The organism is Streptomyces kunmingensis (assembly GCF_039533535.1).
GTDB lineage: Bacteria > Actinomycetota > Actinomycetes > Streptomycetales > Streptomycetaceae > Streptomyces > Streptomyces kunmingensis.
In genome coordinates this window covers 464,148-481,327 of record NZ_BAAATS010000018.1, presented here as the reverse complement: position 1 = coordinate 481,327, position 17,180 = coordinate 464,148, and the positions used below count along the sequence as shown (strand labels likewise).

The following is a 17,180-nucleotide window of genomic DNA, read 5'->3' as shown; positions in this document are numbered from 1 at the left end:
TGTGCTCTCTTACGCAGGGGGGCCGATCGCGGTCCCCGATCGGTGAACCACCGTCACCTGGGGGAAAGTTGCTCAGACAGGGACAGAACCGTACGCATCGCGTCGCGGCGGTCGTCTCCGCGGCCGCCGTCGTCGCGCTGGTCGCAGGACTGACCGTCCCGGCGGCCGCCGCGCCCACGGCCGCCGCCGCGCACCCCGGCCAGAACCTGAAGCCGAGGACGCACGTCACACTCATCACCGGCGACCGCGTCGCGCTCGACGCGAAGGGCAAGCCGGTCGGGCTCCAGCGCGCCGAGGGGCGTGCGCACATACCCGTACAGATACGCAAGATCGCCGGTCACACGTACGTGGTGCCGGCCGACGCGCAGCGGCTCGTCTCCGACGGCAAGCTCGACCGGCGGCTCTTCGACGTCACCGAGCTGTCCAAGGCCTCGTACACCAAGGCGCAGCGCACCGGCCTCAAGGTCATCGTCGGCTATCAGGGCGCGGCCAAGACGGCCAGGGCCGAGGTGCGCGACGCCGGGGACACCACGGTGCGGCGCAGCCTCAAGACGCTCAACGCCGACGCGCTCAGCACGCCCAAGGACGACGCGGGCAAGCTGTGGGACGCGGTGACGAACGGCAAGGGCGCCACCGCCGCCGGAGTCAGCCGCATCTGGCTCGACGGCCTGCGCCGGGCGAGCCTGGACAAGTCCGTGCCGCAGATCGGCGCGCCCAAGGCGTGGGCCGCCGGGTACGACGGCAAGGGCGTCAAGATCGCCGTCCTGGACACGGGCGTAACCGCCACGCACCCCGACCTGAAGGGTCAGGTCGTCGAGGAGAAGAACTTCTCGACGGCCGCCGACGCCACCGACCACTACGGTCACGGCACGCACGTCGCGTCCATCGCGGCCGGTACGGGCGCCCAGTCGGGCGGCAAGTACAAGGGTGTCGCGCCGGGCGCCAAGCTGCTGAGCGGCAAGGTCCTCGACGACGACGGTTTCGGTGAGGACTCCGGCATCCTCGCCGGTATGGAGTGGGCGGCCGCGCAGGGCGCCGACGTCATCAACCTCAGCCTCGGCGGCGGCGACACCCCGGAGATCGACCCGCTGGAAGCCCAGGTCAACAAGTTGTCGGCGGAGAAGGGCGTCCTCTTCGCCATCGCCGCGGGCAACGAGGGGCCGCAGTCCGTCGGTTCGCCCGGCAGCGCCGACGCGGCGCTCACCGTCGGCGCCGTCGACGACCAGGACAAGCTCGCCGACTTCTCGTCCACCGGGCCGCGCGTCGGCGACGGCGCGATCAAGCCGGACGTGACCGCGCCGGGCGTCGACATCACGGCTGCCGCGGCCCCGGGCAGCGTCATCGCCAAGGAGGTCGGCGAGAACCCCGCCGGGTACCTCACGATCTCGGGTACGTCGATGGCGACACCGCACGTCGCGGGCGCCGCGGCGATCCTCAAGCAGGAGCACCCGGACTGGACGTACCAGGAGCTGAAGGGCGCGCTCGTCGGCTCGACGAAGGGCGGCGCGTACACGCCGTTCGAGCAGGGCAGCGGCCGCATCCAGGTCGACAAGGCCATCACGCAGTCCGTCTTCGCGCAGAACGTGTCGGTGAGCTTCGGCGTCGCGCAGTGGCCGCACACCGATGACAAGGCGATCACCAAGAAGGTGACGTACCGCAACACCGGCACCGAGGCCGTCTCCCTCGACCTCAAGGTGTCCGCCACCGACCCCAAGGGGCAGGCCGCCCCGGCGGGCTTCTTCAAGCTGGGCGCCACGAAGGTGACCGTCCCCGCGGGCGGCACCGCCGACGTCTCCCTGACGGCCGACACCAAGCTCGGCGGCACCGTCGACGGCGCGTACTCCGCGTACATCGTGGCGAGCGGCGGCGGGCAGTCCGTGCGCACGGCGGCCGCGGTGGAGCGCGAGAGGGAGTCCTACGACGTCACGCTCCAGCACATCGGGCGTGACGGGCAGCCCCAGTCGACGTACCTGACCGACCTGTTCGGGTACACGGGCGCGGCCGAGAACGAGGTGTTCTCCGCGCCGCAGACCGCCTCCGGCACGGTGAAGCTGCGGGTGCCCAAGGGCACCTACGTCGTGGACGGGCTGCTGGCCAAGGACCTGGAGGAGTTCAAGGGCGGCGTCGACTGGATCGTGCAGCCCAAGCTCGACGTCACCAAGAACCTGACGCTGACGCTGGACGCCCGGAAGACGAAGGCCGCCGACATCACGGTGCCGGACGCCGCAGCGAAGCCGCGCAGCGCGATGGTCGACTACGCCTACGACCCGGCCCTGGTCGGCCTCGGCGTCATGTCCGACTCGTTCGCGAACATCCGCATGGCGCCGCTCGGCGGTGCCGTGAGCAGCGGTCTGACGCAGAACTGGTTCGGGCAGTGGACCAAGGGCGATGCCGCCGAGTACGACGTGGTGACCAGCGCCCAGGTCAAGCAGGTCCAGGGCGCCAAGGTGAAGCACTTCAAGGCGTCCGAACTGGCCACGGTCACCAACAAGCTGGGCGCCCCGGCCGCCGGCAAGACCGGCGCGATCGGCGTCAGCGGGCTGCTGCCGGAGGACGGCCTGTTCGGGCTGCCCGTCGAGCAGAAGCTGCCCGGCACCCGCACGCTGCACCTGTCGACCGGCGACCGGGTCCAGTGGGGTCTGGACTTCACGCAGTACTCGGGCAAGGACGCGGAAGGCTTCCCGGTCTCCGACGCCTACTACACGCTCGGCAACCCGCAGACGTTCACGGCGGGCAAGAGCTACGCGAAGACGTTCAACACGGCCGTGTTCGGGCCGCGCGTCGGCGGCGAGTACGGCCTGTTCCGCGAGGGCAACGACCTGTACGGGTACCTGCCGCTGTTCGCCGACGGCCAGACGCACGCGGGCTCGTCGGACTTCACCTCGGCGGCCACGACGCTCTACCGCAACGGCACCAAGATCGGCTCGGGTGCCGACGCGCTGTTCGGGGACCAGAGCTACCAGGTCCCGGCCGCCGACGCCGCGTACAAGCTGACGACGTCGGTCAAGCGTGACGCGAAGGTGGCGGGCGCCTCCAGCCGGATCGACGCGACCTGGACGTTCCGCTCCAAGAAGCCGGCCGATCTCGTGCAGCTCCCGGCGTCCGGCGCCCGGTTCGCCGCGGCCGTCGACCTCGACAGCAAGGTCCCCGCGCACTGGCTGCAGACCTTCCCGGTCACGGTCCAGGGCGCGGCCGCGGGCAGCAACCTCAAGTCCCTTGCCGTGTACGTCTCCTACGACAGCGGCAAGAACTGGCGGAAGGTCGACGTGAAGAAGGGCAAGATCACCGTCAAGAACCCGTCCGCGGGCAAGTCGATCTCGTTCCGGGCCAACATCACCGACAAGAAGAACAACACGTCGTCGATCTCGATCTACGACGCGTACTACGGCAAGGGGCCCAAGCCGGCGCCTCACGCTACGCGCTGACGTAGCGGGCGGCCCGTCCTGGCTGAGGTTGGCCCGGGCGGGCCGTTCCGTCTTTTGAGCGTCTGTGGCGCTTCTCGAGCTCCGTCCGGGGCACCTCAAGCCCCGCCTTGCGGACGAGAGGCAGCGGGGTCCGGGGCGGAGCCCCGTGGCCTTCGCGCCGACCCGGCCGAGGTGTCATGGGCGGGTGCGCCACCGTCGTGGCTGGTCGCGCAGTTCCCCGCGCCCCTCAGCGGGGCGCTTCGCTCCCCGCCCGGATGGCGTCCGCCCCCCAACTGGCCAGCAACCGCAACGCCTCCGCCGACGGCGACCCCGGCTCCGCGTGGTACACCGACAGAAACTGCCCATCGTCATCCGGCAAGTGCAACGTCTCGTACGCGAGCGTCAGCTCACCGACCAGCGGATGCCGCATCCGCTTCACGCCGTGGCCCTTCTCCTTCACGTCGTGCGTGGCCCACAGCTTCCTGAACTCCTCGCTCTTGACGGAGAGTTCCCCCACGAGCGCCGACAGCTCGGGGTCGTCCGGGTGCTGCCCCGCGTACAGCCGCAGGTAGCTGACCATGTCGGACGCCTTCTGCTCCCAGTCCCGGAACAGCTCCCGGTAGTCCGGGTTCAGGAACGTCAGCCGCGCCCAGTTGCGCTCGCCGGCCGGCATCGCGCCCCAGTCCCCGAAGAGGGCCGCCGCCATCCGGTTCCAGGCGAGGATGTCCGAGCGCGGCCCGCCGATGTAGGCGGGCACGCCCTCCATCGAGTCGACGAGCTGCTGGAGCGCCACCCGCGCCTGCTGCCGCCGGGGCGCCCGGTGCCGCTTGCGCTGCTGCTTCGGCTTGGCGAGGTGGGTCAGATGCGCGTGCTCCGTCTCGCTGAGGCGCAGGGCGCGCGCGATCGCGTCGAGCACCTCCGCCGACACATTGCGCCCGTTGCCCTGCTCCAGGCGTGTGTAGTACGCCACGGAGACCCCGGCCAGCTGCGCCAGCTCCTCGCGCCGCAGCCCCGGCACCCGCCGGTGGCGCCCCATCGAGGCGATCCCCACGTCCTCGGGCTGGAGACGGGCCCGCCGGGTGCGCAGGAACTCACTCAGCTCGGCCCGCTGGTCGAGACCGTCGGACGGGGCGGGGCCGTCGGACGGGGCGCGGCCGTCGGGGTTGTCCGGGTTGTCGTCCATGCTTGCCAGTATTCCCGTTCCTACGCCCCGCAGCCTGACCCCGTCAGTGGTAGGACCGCTGGACGTACGCAAAGCGGTGACCTGGGCGAATACCTTCGTAGCAGGCACGCTGGATTGCATGACCACGACTGTTGCCGCATACGCCGCGCCCAGCGCCAAGGCTCCGCTGGAGCGCACCACCATCGAGCGCCGCACGGTCGGCGAGCACGACGTACTGATCGATATCAAGTTCGCCGGAATCTGCCACTCCGACATTCACCAGGCCCGTGAGGGCTGGGGCGAGGCCATCTTCCCGATGGTGCCCGGCCACGAGATCGCCGGTGTCGTCTCCGAGGTCGGCTCCGGTGTGACGAAGTTCAAGGTCGGCGACCGCGTGGGCGTCGGCTGCATGGTCGACTCCTGCGGCGAGTGCGAGCCCTGCCGCAGCGGCCAGGAGCAGCACTGCGTCCGCGGGAACGTCGGCACGTACAACTCCGTCGGCAAGGACGGCGAGCCCACCTACGGCGGCTACTCGCAGAAGGTCGTCATCGACGAGGCGTTCACTCTCCACATCCCCGAGGGCATCTCCCTCGACGTGGCGGCCCCGCTGCTCTGCGCCGGCATCACCACGTACTCCCCGCTCAAGCACTGGGGTGCGGGCCCCGGCAAGAAGGTCGCCGTGGTCGGTCTCGGCGGCCTCGGCCACATGGGTGTCAAGATCGCGCACGCCCTCGGCGCGGAGGTCACCGTCCTGTCGCAGTCGCTGCGCAAGAAGGACGACGGCCTGAAGCTGGGCGCGGACCACTACTACGCCACCAGCGACGACCAGACCTTCAAGGACCTGGCGGGCACCTTCGACGTCATCCTCTCCACGGTGTCGGCGCAGGTGGACTTCGGCGCGTACCTGAGCCTGCTCAAGACGGGCGGCGCCCTGGTGAACGTCGGCGCCCCCGAGGAGCCGATCTCCCTGAACCTGTTCTCCCTCATCGGCGGCAACAAGACCCTCGCCGGTTCGATGATCGGCGGCATCGCCGAGACCCAGGAGATGCTCGACTTCTGCGCCGAGCACGGCATGGGCGCCGAGATCGAGCTGATCGAGGCCAGCCAGGTCAACGAGGCGTACGAGCGCGTCCTGAACTCGGACGTGCGGTACCGCTTCGTGATCGACGCGGCGACGATCTGACCCTCTGGGTCTTACCCGGTAGGTATCTGACCCTCCCGGTATTACCCGGCTGGTAATCGACGCCCTCCTCGGGCTCCGGCAAGGTGACTTGTGCAGTCACACCCGCCGGACCCGAGGAGGGCTTCGTCATGACCGCCTACGCGATAGCCGTACTGCGCCCGAACGCCGCCCCGCCGCACCCCGACGTCCTGGAGTACATCGAACGCGTACAGGGCACCTTCGCGCCGTACGGCGGCCGCTTCCTCTCCCACGGAAAGAGAAGCGAGTACGTGGAAGGGGAGTGGCTCGGCGATCTGGTCATGGTCGAGTTCCCCGGCCTGGCCCACGCCCACGAGTGGTACGCGTCCCCCGCCTACCAGGAGATCCTGCCGCTGCGCACCGAGCACATCCCCGGGGAGATGATCTTCCTGGAGGGCGTGCCGGGCGACTACGACGCGGGGCGGACGGCGGCGGCGATGCGCTCCGCCGCCTCGTAGGACCGGTCCTCGTAGGACCCGTCCTCGTAGGACCCGTCAGGGAATTCGCCGCGGCCGTACCCCTTCCAGCGTCGGCACGACCGGCCGCATCAGCCCGTCCTTCCCGAACGTCACCCGGTCGATGGTGGTCTCGCGATGCGTGCCGTCACCGTCGGGGAGGGCGAACCGGTGGTAGCAGATGTACCAGTCGTCGGTGCCGGGCACCCGCAGGACCGAGTTGTGCCCGGTGCCGACGATCCCCCGGGACGGATCCTTGCTGAGGATGATCCCGCGGTAGGTGAACGGCCCGTACGGCGTGGTGGACGTGGCGTAGCCGACCCGGTAGTTCTCGCTGCGGGTGTCGTCGATCGAGTACGTCAGGTGGTAGAGGCCCTTGCGCCGGACCATGAAGAGCCCCTCGCGGAAATCGTCGAGTCCCGTGATCCGACGGGCGGCCGAGGGCTCGTAGGACACCATGTCGTCGTTGAGCGGGGCCACCCATGCCGAGCCGTTGCCCCAGTAGAGGTACGCCTGTCCGTCGTCGTCGGTGAAGACGGCCGGGTCGATGGCCTGCCCCTGGCCGTCCGGGTTGGCCGCGATCAGGACCTTGCCGCTGTCGGTGAACGGGCCGGTGGGGGAGGTGGCGGTCGCGACGCCGATCTTCGCCTCGGCGCAGTAGTAGAAGAAGTACCGGCCGTCGCGCTCGGCGATGGTGGGCGCCCAGGCGCGGGACTCCGCCCAGCTCACGTCCTTGCCGAGGTCGAGGATGACACCGCGGTCGGTCCAGTCGACCAGATTCTTCGACGACCAGACGCTGAAGCGGGTGCCGCTCCAGCCGTCGAACCCGTCCGTGGTGCTGTAGAGGTAGTAGGTGCCGCCGAAGGCAACGATGTTGGGGTCGGCGTGGAATCCGGGCAGCACGGGCGTACGCAGCTCGGCGGCCGACACCTTCCATCGCCTCTTCGCGCCGTCCGCCGAGGTGACCGTGTACGTCACCGCAATGCGCAGGTCGGTCCGCCGTCCGCTCGCCGGGCTGATCCGTGCGCCGGGCGCGAGCGTGAACTCCGGTCGCAGGCGCCGGAGATCGGTGCCGGGCTCGACCGGCAGGACGACCGTCCCGCCGACCCCCTCCACGACGGCCGGAACGGCGAGCCCCCGCACCTCCACGTCCCGGATGCGCGTCGCGTTGGCGGGCAGCGCGGCGATCTCGTCGGCCGACAGTGCCCTGTTGTACAGGCGGACGTCCCGCAGCCGGCCCTTCAGCGTGCGGTCCGAGGTGTACTGGGATCGGCCCAGGTAGTTGGCGGTGGTGCGGCCGCCGCCGATGTCCGAGGGCAGCAGGGTGACGGCGGTGTTGCGCGCGACGACGGCACCGTCGAGGTGGAGGAGGGCGGTGGCGCCGTCGACGGTGTACGTGACGTTGACCCAACGCCCGCGCGGAAGCCCGCTGTTGGCGTTGACGCCCTGCTCCTTGCTCCAGTTTCCGTCCGACAGTGCGGCACGGAAGCCGTCGTCGGCGCTGCCGCCGGTCGCGAAGAGGTACCCGTCGCCGTGGCCCGTGGACGAGTCGGTGTTGCCGAACCCGTACAGGAAGTACGGCGTCTGCTGGTCCGCCTCCACCCACACATCGGCGGCCACGGTCACGGCGTCCACCCCGGCCAGCATGTTCTCGGGCAGCGCGATGTGCCCGCCGGCCCCGCAGAGCACGAGTGCGCCGTCGGCCCAGCGCGCGTCACCGGTGGCGGTGCCGTGGTAGCCGTGCCCGGAGACGTCCTCGGCGTTCGCTGTCAGGGGCCAGTGCGCGACGAGCCCGTTCGCGTCGGCGAGCACGGGCGCGAGGCCCCACTTCGCCTCGATCCGCGCGTACTCGTCACGGGTGACGGGGAGGACGGTGCCGTGCCGGGGCGCTGACGGCAGCCGGTACTCGGCGGCTTCGGTCCAGACGCCGCCAACCAAGTCACGGCTCTCAAAGGGGATGTAGCCGCCCCCGGTGTAGTCGTCGACGAACAGAAACCACTTCTCTTCACTGTTGGACTTGAAGACGAGCGGCCCCTCGCCCTGCGCCATGGCGCCGCTGCCGATGCACTCGGAGACCATCTCCCAGTCCGTGTCCAGCAGGTCGGTCGCCCGCTCCTGGAGGATGAACTTCCCGCACGCCGACTGGGACGCCGACCGCTCGTCCTTGGTGAACCGGTAGTACGTCCCGTCGTGCGCGATGACGGTGGAGTCGATGACGGAGTACCCGGGGTCGTTCCACACTTGGGCCTCGCTGAACGTCACGAAGTCCGTGGTCGTCGCGTACAGCATGCGGTTGTACGTGTTCCCGGTGTGCTCCGGGTCGTTCGCGGCGTACACCTTGGACGCCCAGAAGACGACGTACGCCTTCAGCTCCGTACTCCAACAGGCCTCCGGCGCCCAGGTGTTGCCGGCGGTCTCCGGTGACACCTGGACCGATCGCGGCTCGGACCACCGCACCAGGTCGTCCGACTCCCACACGATGATCGACCGGCTGCCGTGCCGCTGGACGTAGTCCCAGCCGGCCCCGCCGTTGATCTTCAGGTCGGTGGCGATGAGGAAGAACCTGTCCCCCTCGGGCGACCGGATCACAAAAGGATCGCGTACGCCCTTGTCGCCGAGGGAGGAGGTGAGGACGGGCCGCCCGCCGTTCAACTCCCGCCAGTGCAGGGGGTCGTTGCCCTTGCTGAGCGCCAGATGGATCTGCTCACCGTCGGCGGTGCCCTCGCCGGTGAAGTAGACGAAGAGGTATCCGTCGTAGGCGGCGTTCTCGGCCTTCATCGTGGTGGCGTGCGCCGGGGAGGCCAGGGCGGAGGCTCCCAGCGTGAACGCTCCGGCGACAAGAAGGTGCCGCCGGGACAGGGCGGCGGCAGACGGACGGGATATTCCGTTACGGGGCATGGGTGGAGTGAAGAAGTCCGGGACGACCCGGGTCAAGAACTTGAACACAGATCGGTCCGAAAACTCGAAGGGTGGTCGGCATGTCGAACGTCATTGGTGGGCGAATCGGCAGGTACGGGACCTGACTCGGCTGTCTCGATGGCGCGGCGGTAGTAGGGACGGGTGGGGGGGAGGTGGCTTACGTCCACGGTGCGGGCCTCCGCGGCTTCGCGGGCGTACGGGCTGCGAGGTCGGCGTCGTTGTGCCGGTTCGGGAGGCGGCGTCTCCGCGGCGCGCGGGGCTGCGTGGCGTCCGCGAGGCTTGCGGCGCGTGCCGGTGCCCGGCAGAAGCAGCGCGAGGACGGCCGCGGCAGCCGACGCGAGGAGGCCCGTCATGGCGATCCCTCCGCGGCCAGCTCGCACCACACCGTCTTGCCGCGTACTCCCTGCTCCACGCCCCATCTCAGCGCGAGCGCCCCGACAAGCGTCAGCCCACGGCCGCACTCGTCGGTCAACGAGGCGTGCAGAAGTACGGGCAGGGCGCGCGGATCGGGGTCGGTGACCTCGACGCGGGTGGTGCCGTCGGCGGTGGCATGCACGCGTACGGATACGGGCGTCCCGTCACCTAGGTGGTCGAGGACGTTGGTCAGCAACTCCGTCGCGCAGAGGCGTACTTCGTATCTGTGGGCGTGGAGGTGTCGGCGGACTTCGGGTACGGATGCGGGGGTTGCGAGCAGATCGAGAGCGAGGGCGGTGGGGTGGGCAGGCATGAACGGGTCACCTTCTTGAGCGCTCTGTGACGAATCGCTCACACTGTGACGTCACGCTCCGTACCGTGAACAGGGTTTCAAGTACGCAGCACGAACTGCGGAAGCCCCCCACATGGCGGTGAGCGATGGCACGACGCAAGGACATCGACGGCTCGATGAGCGTCCCGACCTTCTACGGCAAGGAGCTGAGGTGGAAGAGGGAGGCGGCAGGGCTCTCCCTGGAGGAGCTGGTCGAGGGCAGCTTCTACGGAAAGTCGCACCTCAGCGACATCGAGCGCGGGGAGCGACGCATGCCGCTGGAACTGGCCCAGCATGTGGATCAAGTCCTGGATACGGATGGGTTCTTCGCGCGGTGTTGTGAGGATGTGGGCAAGGCGCGAAGGGGGCCGCATGCGGCGTACTTCCAGCAGGCATTGGACGCGGAGCAGCACGCGGAGGTCATCGAGCTGTGGTCTGCAAGCACCCTCCCGGGGTTGCTTCAGTTGGCGCCGTATGCGCGGGCCTTGGTGCTCGCAGCCCACCCCATGGCAGACGACGCCTGGATCGAGGAGAAGGTCTCGGCCCGCCTGGCCCGGGCCCGTCTCCTCGATGCCGACCACGGCGCCCCCGAGTACTGGGCGGTCCTGCACGAATCGCTGCTTGCTGACCCGGTTGTCCCGCCGACTGAAATGGCCGCACAGCTCGATCACATCGCGGAGTTGGCCCGCCGCCGCCGGATCGTTCCGCAAATTGTCTTGCGGAAGAGTGGGCCGTACCCCCTCATGGCCGCGTCCATCATGCTCATGGCCTTCGTCGACGCGCCGCCGCTCGTCTACACGGAGGCTTCGTACAGCGGCAACACCACGGACGATCCGGCCCTCGTGAAGCAGTATCGAAAGGCATACGATCGGCTCAGGGCCGTCGCGCAGGCACCGGACGTGTCCTTGGTCATGATCGAGGCAGCGGCAGAGGAATACCGAAATGGCAAGCAGCCGAATCGACTTGAGTGACGCGCTCTGGTTTAAGAGCAGCTACAGCAACGGCGACGGCGGCGAATGCGTAGAGGTCGCCCGCAACTTCCCCGGCGCCGCCGGTTGGCGCAAGTCCAGCCACAGCAACGGCGACGGCGGCGACTGCGTAGAGGTCGCCGACGGCACCCCCGGCATCGTCCCGGTCCGGGACAGCAAGAACCCCACCGGCCCCGTCATCGTGATCGCCGGGACAGCCTGGTCCGCGTTCATCGCAGAGGTGAGCGCGCGCTGAGCGGCACGTATCGAGCATCCCGGGGCCATCAGCCAGCCGACGAGACCAAATGCGCCGTCAGCCGCTCGTGCCCCGGATACACCCGCTCCGCCGGAAGAAGCTGGGCCGCAGAGTCACCGTCCCCCGCCGCGACCAGCCCCCGCACCTCACGCGCAAGCGGCGTGACATCCGTGACGGAGACCAGCCACTCCTCCGCGTACAGCCGCACGGCCTCCCCGGACAGCCCGAGTTGGAGTGACCGGTGGGGGAGGGGCTGCAGCCGCAGATCGCGTTCGGGGTCCCACTGCACACGAGCCGGCGCCTGTCTCAACTCCCGCTTCCAGGCGGCCTGATCGGCATGCACCCCGCGCGTGTAACTCGACAGGCACGCATGGCGCACCGCCCATTCGAAGCCGCCGCGGTCGATCTCCAGGGCAAGCACGACCTCCTGCCCCTCCTTCGTACCCCAGCCGCAGCGGTACATCATCCACAGGAAGGAGGGCTTGATCCACGTCATCCGGCCGCGCTTCCAGACGGCGGGGAAGCGCCCGTCCCGCGCGGCCGGCAGCCCGATCTCGGGCCGGTACGCCTGGTAGACGGTGACGGTGGAGTCCGTGAACCGGGCGCGGATCTCGTGGCGGGGCGTTGCTGTCATGGCTGACAGGGTGCGTGCCAAGGAGGAGGGGCCGCCACCGATTAACCCGCGTACACAGGCCGCCGAGGTCCGCGCCCACCGCCTCACCGACATCCGTAAGCGCCAGCACGTCACGCAGGTCCATCTCGCCAAGCTCATCGGCGTCACGCGGGGGCGTATTTCGCAGATCGAGAACGGCGGATTGGAACGCGCCGAGGTCGAGACCCTCGCCGCCTATGTGACCGCCCTAGGTGGGCGCCTCAAGCTCGTTGCCGGCTTCGGAGACGAATCCCTCGTCCTCGGCTGACCCCGGAAGAAGATCGACCCCCGGTGTGAAATCCGGGGGTCGTCGTGTGTCCGGAGGAGCCCCGGGCCGCCGCAGGCTCAGTGCCGCAACGTAGCCGGGCTCCCCCCGTTCGCCTCGTACCCCGCAACCGCCAGCGCCCGGTACACCGCATAAGACGCCGCCGGATCCTCCTCCGACGTCCACGGGATCGCCCCGACATGCCCGTCCACGCGGACCAGCTGCTGCATCGCCTCGGACCACCGCTCGCCGCGGACCAGGAAGAAGACCAGCAAATGACGTACGTGGGCGAGCATCGGGTCGTCGGGGCGGGCGGCGGAGACCGCGAAGAGGGCGCCGTGCAAGGCCTTGGAGACGACCTCGCTCTCGTAGAAGCCGCGCACGAGATTCAGGTCGGGCATGTGCTCGTACAGCGCGAAGAGGGGGAGCGCGGCGAGCAGGGAACCGCGCGGGGCGCGTGCGGCGGCCGCCTCGGCGAAGGCGAAGGCCTCGTCGCGCGAGCCGTGCCACTTCTCCGTCCAGTAGCGCAGACCCGCGAGGTGCGCGCCCATATGACCGGGGGCCGTGTCGAGGATCTTCAGCCACAGCTGCTCGAACTCGGACTGGGAGTAACCGAGGCCGCGCGCGACCGCGAGGTGCGTGATGTGGGGGACCGGGTCGCCGGGGGCGAGGAGAGCCGCCTGTTCGCACGCGGCCCGCGCCTCCTCCAGGATGATCCGCTGCTCGTCCGGCGTCCCCCCGCTGCGCCAGGCCTGCTGCACCAGGAACTCGGCGAAGACCTGCGCCCCGCCCGCGTCCTTGGGCTGCTGCGACCGCCACGCGTGCAGCCACCCGGCGCCGAGGCGCGGCGTCTGCGCCAGCTCGATGGCGGCGGCCCCGGCGATCGCCTGGACGCGCTCCCACCGGGTCTCGGTCTCTTTGCCGGTCCCGGCCAGCAACTGCGAAGCGGCCGTGAAATCCTGATTGCGCTGGACGACGGCCATCACGTTCAAGAGGTCCTGGTCGGGGCCCGGAAGGCGGACATCCAGCTCCTCCTGACGGACGAAGCCGTAGTTCGCCGGGTCCGCGGCGTCCGGCGACCCCGGGGCGACCTGACGGATCCCGCCCCCGCCGCCGCGCCGACGCAGCATCACCACCCAGGCGATCATCAGCACGGCCATCAGGACCCAGAGAATTCCCATGCCTTCAAAGTTAACCGAGGCGGCCGGGACGCCGCGGCGGCACTACTCTCGGGGCACATGAGCGACACCCACAGCCACAACGGCGCCCCCCGCGGGTTCGAGACGACCGCCATCCACGCCGGGAACACGGCCGACCCCGTCACCGGCGCCGTCGTCCCGCCGATCTACCAGGTCTCCACGTACAAGCAGGACGGCGTCGGCGGCCTGCGCGGCGGCTACGAGTACAGCCGCAGCGCCAACCCGACCCGCACCGCCCTGGAGGAGAACCTGGCCGCGCTCGAAGGCGGCCGACGCGGCCTCGCCTTCGCCTCGGGCCTCGCCGCCGAGGACTGCCTGCTGCGCGCGCTGCTGAGCCCCGGCGACCACGTGGTCATCCCGAACGACGCGTACGGCGGTACGTTCCGCCTCTTCGACAAGGTCGTCTCGCGCTGGGGCGTGGAGTGGTCCGTCGCGGATACGAGTGATGTCGAGTCCGTGCGCGCCGCGATCACCCCGAAGACGAAGGCCGTCTGGGTCGAGACGCCCTCGAACCCGCTGCTCGGCATCACCGACATCGCCGCCGTCGCCCAGGTCGCCCGCGAGGCCGGCGCCCGCCTCGTCGTCGACAACACCTTCGCCAGCCCCTACCTCCAGCAGCCCCTCGCGCTCGGCGCGGACATCGTCGTGCACTCGATGACGAAGTACATGGGCGGCCACTCGGACGTGGTCGGCGGCGCCCTCGTCGTCAACGACCAGGCCCTCGGCGACGAACTGGCGTACCACCAGAACGCGATGGGCGCGGTGTGCGGCCCGTTCGACGCCTGGCTCGTCCTGCGCGGCATCAAGACGCTGCCCGTACGCATGGACCGGCACAGCGAGAACGCCACCCGCGTCGCCGAGATACTCGGCCGCCACCCGCGCGTCACCAAGGTCCTCTACCCGGGCCTGCCCGAGCACCCGGGCCACGAGATCGCCGCCAAGCAGATGAAGGCGTTCGGCGGCATGGTGTCGTTCCAGGTCGAGGGTGGCGAGGAGGCGGCGGTCGAGGTCTGCAACCGCGCCAAGCTGTTCACGCTCGGCGAGTCCCTGGGCGGCGTCGAGTCCCTCATCGAGCACCCGGGCCGCATGACACACGCCTCCGTCGCGGGCTCGCTCCTCGAAGTCCCCGCCGACCTCGTCCGTATCTCCGTGGGCATCGAGTCGATCGACGATCTGCTGGCCGACCTCCAGCAGGCGCTCGACAACAAGTAACTCCCCGCTTAAGTAAGGGAGTTCACCAGCCGGTCAGTGGGGGAGTCGTCGTGTCGGGCGGCTCCACCCACGGCCGCGCCATCGTCGCCCACACCGTGAACGCCACCACCGCCGCGCACAGGACGAGCCACACCACACGCGACGCGATCCGCCGGCGCCGCAGCGCACGGCCGCCCCTGCGCATCGCGTCCGCGCACAGCTCGGCAGGCACCGCCGGCGGCGGCGCGGCATCGAGCACCGCACGGACCGTCGCCTCCTGCCGCTGCTGAAGGCTCATGCCGGTGCCGCCGCGGGCGCCGGGCCGCGCGGCGGATGCAGGACGAGGGCCATCGCGCGCGCGTGCAACGTCCGTACGCGCTCCAGGGGCAGCCCGAGCAGCGCCGCCACCTGCTCCTCGCCGACACCTTCGAACAGCCGCAGCACCAGGACCAGCCGCTCCTGCGGCGTCAGATGCCCCAGCACTCCGCCGCCCCCGCGGTGCCGGTGCCACACCCCGCGCGCGAAGCGGACGCCTAGTTCCTTACGGGCGCAGTCGTAGGGATCCTCACCCCGAAGACGGTCCCAGGAGGCATACGTACGGGCGAGAGCGGCCGTGAGGAGCTTTCGCGCGCGCGGGTTGTCGTCGTGCGGCTCCGCCGTGAGCAAGGTCGCGGCATGCAGCAGCCGCCCTGCCGCGCCCGCGACGAACGCCTCGAACTCCCGGGCCCGGCGGGCGTTCCTGGACGCCTGCCGTTCGCGCACGCTTCATATGAGGCCTGCCGCGGCCCCCTGGTCAAGAGGCGGGAGCCGTGGCGGTGCGCGGCAGGCCCCGGGAGCCTCAGGAGTCGGAGGCGGGGGCCGGCTGGCCCGACTGGCGTGCGGACAGGGCACTGTTGAAGCGCGTGAGGAGCGCACAGAACTGCTCGCGCTCCTGCGGCTCCCACTCCTCCGTCAACTGCGCCATCAGTTCCCGCCGGGATGAGCGCACCTCGTCGAGGCGGGACAGACCGCGAGGCGACAGCTGGAGCACGACTGCACGGCCGTCCTCGGGGTGCGAGGTGCGCTTGACGAGACCCGTGTCGACGAGCGGGGCGACCTGCCGGGTCACCGTCGAGGAGTCGATCCCCATGCTCGACGCGAGCGCCTTGACGCCCATCGGGCCTTCCTTGTCGAGGCGGTTGAGCAGCAGATACGCGGCACGGTCCATCGAATTGCGCACCTGTCCGACCCCGCCGAGCCGGGTCTGTTCGGCGCGACGGGCGAAGACCGCCACCTCGTGCTGGAGCGTTTCGAGGAGTCCGGGGTCGCCTGCGGTCGTCATGTCCATCGTTTCCTGTGGTGTGGGCATGGCCGGGGGCTCACTTCATGCGTGGATGGTGGATTGCACTGGATTGGGGCACAGGGTACGCGGCGAAAGCGCTGGCCGTACCTGCGCTGCGCAATCCGGTCTCGGAGCGTGAACATCCCGAGAGACGTACGCCGTGAGCTGCGAGACTTCGGTCATGAGCTACAACGCGTCTGACTCCTTGCCGCGCCCTCTGCCCGCCGTGACCCTCGACGACGTACGCGGCGCCCAGAAGATGCTGTCCGGTGTGGCGCGGATGACGTCCATGGCCCACAGTCACCACCTGTCCCAGCTGGTCGGCACGCCGGTCCACCTCAAGTGCGAGAACCTCCAGCGGACCGGATCCTTCAAGCTGCGGGGCGCCTACGTGCGCATCGCGGGGCTGCTGCCGGAGGAGCGGGCCGCCGGAGTGGTCGCCGCGAGCGCGGGCAACCACGCGCAGGGCGTGGCCCTCGCCTCCTCACTCCTGGGCGTGCGCTCCACGGTGTTCATGCCCGTCGGCGCGCCCCTGCCGAAGGTCGCCGCGACCCGGGACTACGGCGCCGAGGTGCGGCTGCACGGCCAGGTGGTCGACGAGACGCTCGCCGCCGCGCAGGAGTACGCGCGCGAGACCGGCGCCGTCTTCATCCACCCCTTCGACCACCCGGACATCGTCGCCGGTCAGGGCACGCTCGGCCTGGAGATCCTGGAGCAGTGCCCGGAGGTGCGCACCATCGTCGTGGGCGTCGGCGGCGGCGGACTCGCGGCCGGGATCGCCGTCGCGGTGAAGGCCGTACGCCCCGACGTGCGGGTGATCGGCGTCCAGGCGGAGGGCGCGGCCGCGTACCCGCCCTCGCTGAAGGCCGGCCGGCCCGTCTCCTTCCCGCAGCCGGCGACCATGGCCGACGGCATCAAGGTGGGCCGGCCCGGCGACGTCCCCTTCGCACTCGTGCGGAACCTGGTCGACGACGTGCGTACGGTCTCGGAGGACGCCCTGGCCGGCGCGCTGCTGCTCTGCCTGGAGCGCGCCAAGATGGTCGTCGAACCGGCGGGGGCGAGCCCGGTGGCGGCGCTGCTGAGCGAGCCGGAGAGCTTCGAGGGCCCGGTCGTCGCGCTGCTCTCCGGGGGCAACGTGGACCCGCTCCTGATGCAGCGCGTCCTCACCCACGGCATGGCCGCCGCGGGCCGCTATCTCTCGCTGCGCCTGCGGCTGACCGACCGTCCCGGCGCCCTGGCCTCGATCCTCGGGGTGTTGTCAGTGGCGGACGCTAACGTGCTCGACGTGAGCCACGTGCGGACCGATCCGCGACTGGGGCTCACGGAGGCGGAGGTGGAGCTGCACCTGGAGACCAAGGGTCCCGCGCACTGCACCGAGGTCAGGACCGCGCTGCGCGAGGCCGGCTACACGGTCATCGACTGACGCGCGGACACCGCTCAAG

The 17,180-nt window shown here is 70.2% G+C and carries 16 protein-coding genes; 8 read left to right on the top strand and 8 right to left on the bottom strand.

All coding sequences use genetic code 11. From position 1 onward, the window contains the following. The first annotated feature begins 68 nt into the window (after positions 1-68). On the top strand, positions 69-3,425 hold the full coding sequence (locus ABD366_RS23785) for a S8 family peptidase (RefSeq protein WP_324771820.1): 3,357 nt from the start codon (positions 69-71) through the stop codon (positions 3,423-3,425). Positions 3,426-3,651: 226 nt separating this feature from the next. Here ABD366_RS23785 and ABD366_RS23780 read toward each other — a convergent pair whose 3' ends face one another. Further along, complete coding sequence (locus ABD366_RS23780; RefSeq protein ID WP_324771819.1) at positions 3,652-4,587, bottom strand: helix-turn-helix transcriptional regulator; 936 nt, start codon at positions 4,585-4,587, stop codon at positions 3,652-3,654. Positions 4,588-4,705: 118 nt separating this feature from the next. On the opposite strand from ABD366_RS23780, the gene ABD366_RS23775 reads away from it, so the two are divergent. Beyond that, entirely contained in the window at positions 4,706-5,749 is a 1,044-nt protein-coding gene (locus tag ABD366_RS23775; protein WP_324771818.1) for an NAD(P)-dependent alcohol dehydrogenase, read from the top strand. A 128-nt stretch (positions 5,750-5,877) separates the two neighbouring features. Further along, on the top strand, positions 5,878-6,225 hold the full coding sequence (locus ABD366_RS23770; RefSeq protein ID WP_324771817.1) for a DUF1330 domain-containing protein: 348 nt from the start codon (positions 5,878-5,880) through the stop codon (positions 6,223-6,225). A 36-nt stretch (positions 6,226-6,261) separates the two neighbouring features. Here the strand turns inward: ABD366_RS23770 and ABD366_RS23765 are convergent, their stop codons facing one another. Both ABD366_RS23765 and ABD366_RS23760 read right to left on the bottom strand, forming a co-directional pair. Next, complete coding sequence (locus ABD366_RS23765; RefSeq protein ID WP_324771816.1) at positions 6,262-9,120, bottom strand: family 43 glycosylhydrolase; 2,859 nt, start codon at positions 9,118-9,120, stop codon at positions 6,262-6,264. A 370-nt stretch (positions 9,121-9,490) separates the two neighbouring features. Further along, positions 9,491-9,868, bottom strand: a complete 378-nt coding sequence (locus ABD366_RS23760) for an ATP-binding protein (protein WP_324771815.1) — start codon at positions 9,866-9,868, stop codon at positions 9,491-9,493. Between the two features lie 125 nt (positions 9,869-9,993). Between ABD366_RS23760 and ABD366_RS23755 the strand changes: the two genes are divergently transcribed. Both ABD366_RS23755 and ABD366_RS23750 read left to right on the top strand, forming a co-directional pair. Then, positions 9,994-10,857, top strand: a complete 864-nt coding sequence (locus tag ABD366_RS23755; RefSeq protein WP_324771814.1) for a helix-turn-helix domain-containing protein — start codon at positions 9,994-9,996, stop codon at positions 10,855-10,857. After that, a complete protein-coding gene (locus tag ABD366_RS23750; protein ID WP_324771813.1) occupies positions 10,829-11,110 on the top strand; it encodes a DUF397 domain-containing protein in 282 nt (93 codons plus the stop codon). Before ABD366_RS23755 ends, ABD366_RS23750 begins: the two co-directional genes overlap by 29 nt. A 28-nt stretch (positions 11,111-11,138) precedes the next feature. Here ABD366_RS23750 and ABD366_RS23745 read toward each other — a convergent pair whose 3' ends face one another. Continuing rightward, the gene (locus ABD366_RS23745) at positions 11,139-11,744 is read right to left on the bottom strand and encodes a DUF4291 domain-containing protein (protein WP_324771812.1); all 606 of its coding nucleotides are present in this window, start codon (positions 11,742-11,744) and stop codon (positions 11,139-11,141) included. Here ABD366_RS23745 and ABD366_RS23740 point away from each other — a divergent pair. Beyond that, positions 11,743-12,030, top strand: a complete 288-nt coding sequence (locus tag ABD366_RS23740) for a helix-turn-helix domain-containing protein (protein ID WP_324771811.1) — start codon at positions 11,743-11,745, stop codon at positions 12,028-12,030. The genes ABD366_RS23745 and ABD366_RS23740 overlap by 2 nt on opposite strands. A 77-nt stretch (positions 12,031-12,107) precedes the next feature. Here the strand turns inward: ABD366_RS23740 and ABD366_RS23735 are convergent, their stop codons facing one another. Continuing rightward, the gene (locus tag ABD366_RS23735; RefSeq protein WP_324771810.1) at positions 12,108-13,208 is read right to left on the bottom strand and encodes a hypothetical protein; all 1,101 of its coding nucleotides are present in this window, start codon (positions 13,206-13,208) and stop codon (positions 12,108-12,110) included. 57 nt (positions 13,209-13,265) lie between these two features. Here ABD366_RS23735 and ABD366_RS23730 point away from each other — a divergent pair, with 57 nt between their 5' ends. Continuing rightward, complete coding sequence (locus ABD366_RS23730) at positions 13,266-14,438, top strand: cystathionine gamma-synthase (protein WP_324771809.1); 1,173 nt, start codon at positions 13,266-13,268, stop codon at positions 14,436-14,438. 22 nt (positions 14,439-14,460) lie between these two features. Here the strand turns inward: ABD366_RS23730 and ABD366_RS23725 are convergent, their stop codons facing one another. The 3 genes from ABD366_RS23725 to ABD366_RS23715 form a co-directional block, all read right to left on the bottom strand. Next, the gene (locus ABD366_RS23725) at positions 14,461-14,715 is read right to left on the bottom strand and encodes a hypothetical protein (RefSeq protein WP_324771808.1); all 255 of its coding nucleotides are present in this window, start codon (positions 14,713-14,715) and stop codon (positions 14,461-14,463) included. Beyond that, positions 14,712-15,179, bottom strand: a complete 468-nt coding sequence (locus ABD366_RS23720; RefSeq protein ID WP_324771807.1) for a sigma factor-like helix-turn-helix DNA-binding protein — start codon at positions 15,177-15,179, stop codon at positions 14,712-14,714. The genes ABD366_RS23725 and ABD366_RS23720 overlap by 4 nt, the downstream gene beginning before the upstream one ends. 76 nt (positions 15,180-15,255) lie before the next feature. Further along, complete coding sequence (locus tag ABD366_RS23715; RefSeq protein ID WP_324771880.1) at positions 15,256-15,744, bottom strand: MarR family winged helix-turn-helix transcriptional regulator; 489 nt, start codon at positions 15,742-15,744, stop codon at positions 15,256-15,258. A 175-nt stretch (positions 15,745-15,919) separates the two neighbouring features. Here ABD366_RS23715 and ilvA point away from each other — a divergent pair, with 175 nt between their 5' ends. Continuing rightward, positions 15,920-17,161: a threonine ammonia-lyase gene (gene ilvA, locus ABD366_RS23710; RefSeq protein ID WP_324771806.1), complete on the top strand. Its 1,242-nt coding sequence runs from the start codon at positions 15,920-15,922 to the stop codon at positions 17,159-17,161. Positions 17,162-17,180 lie beyond the last annotated feature (19 nt).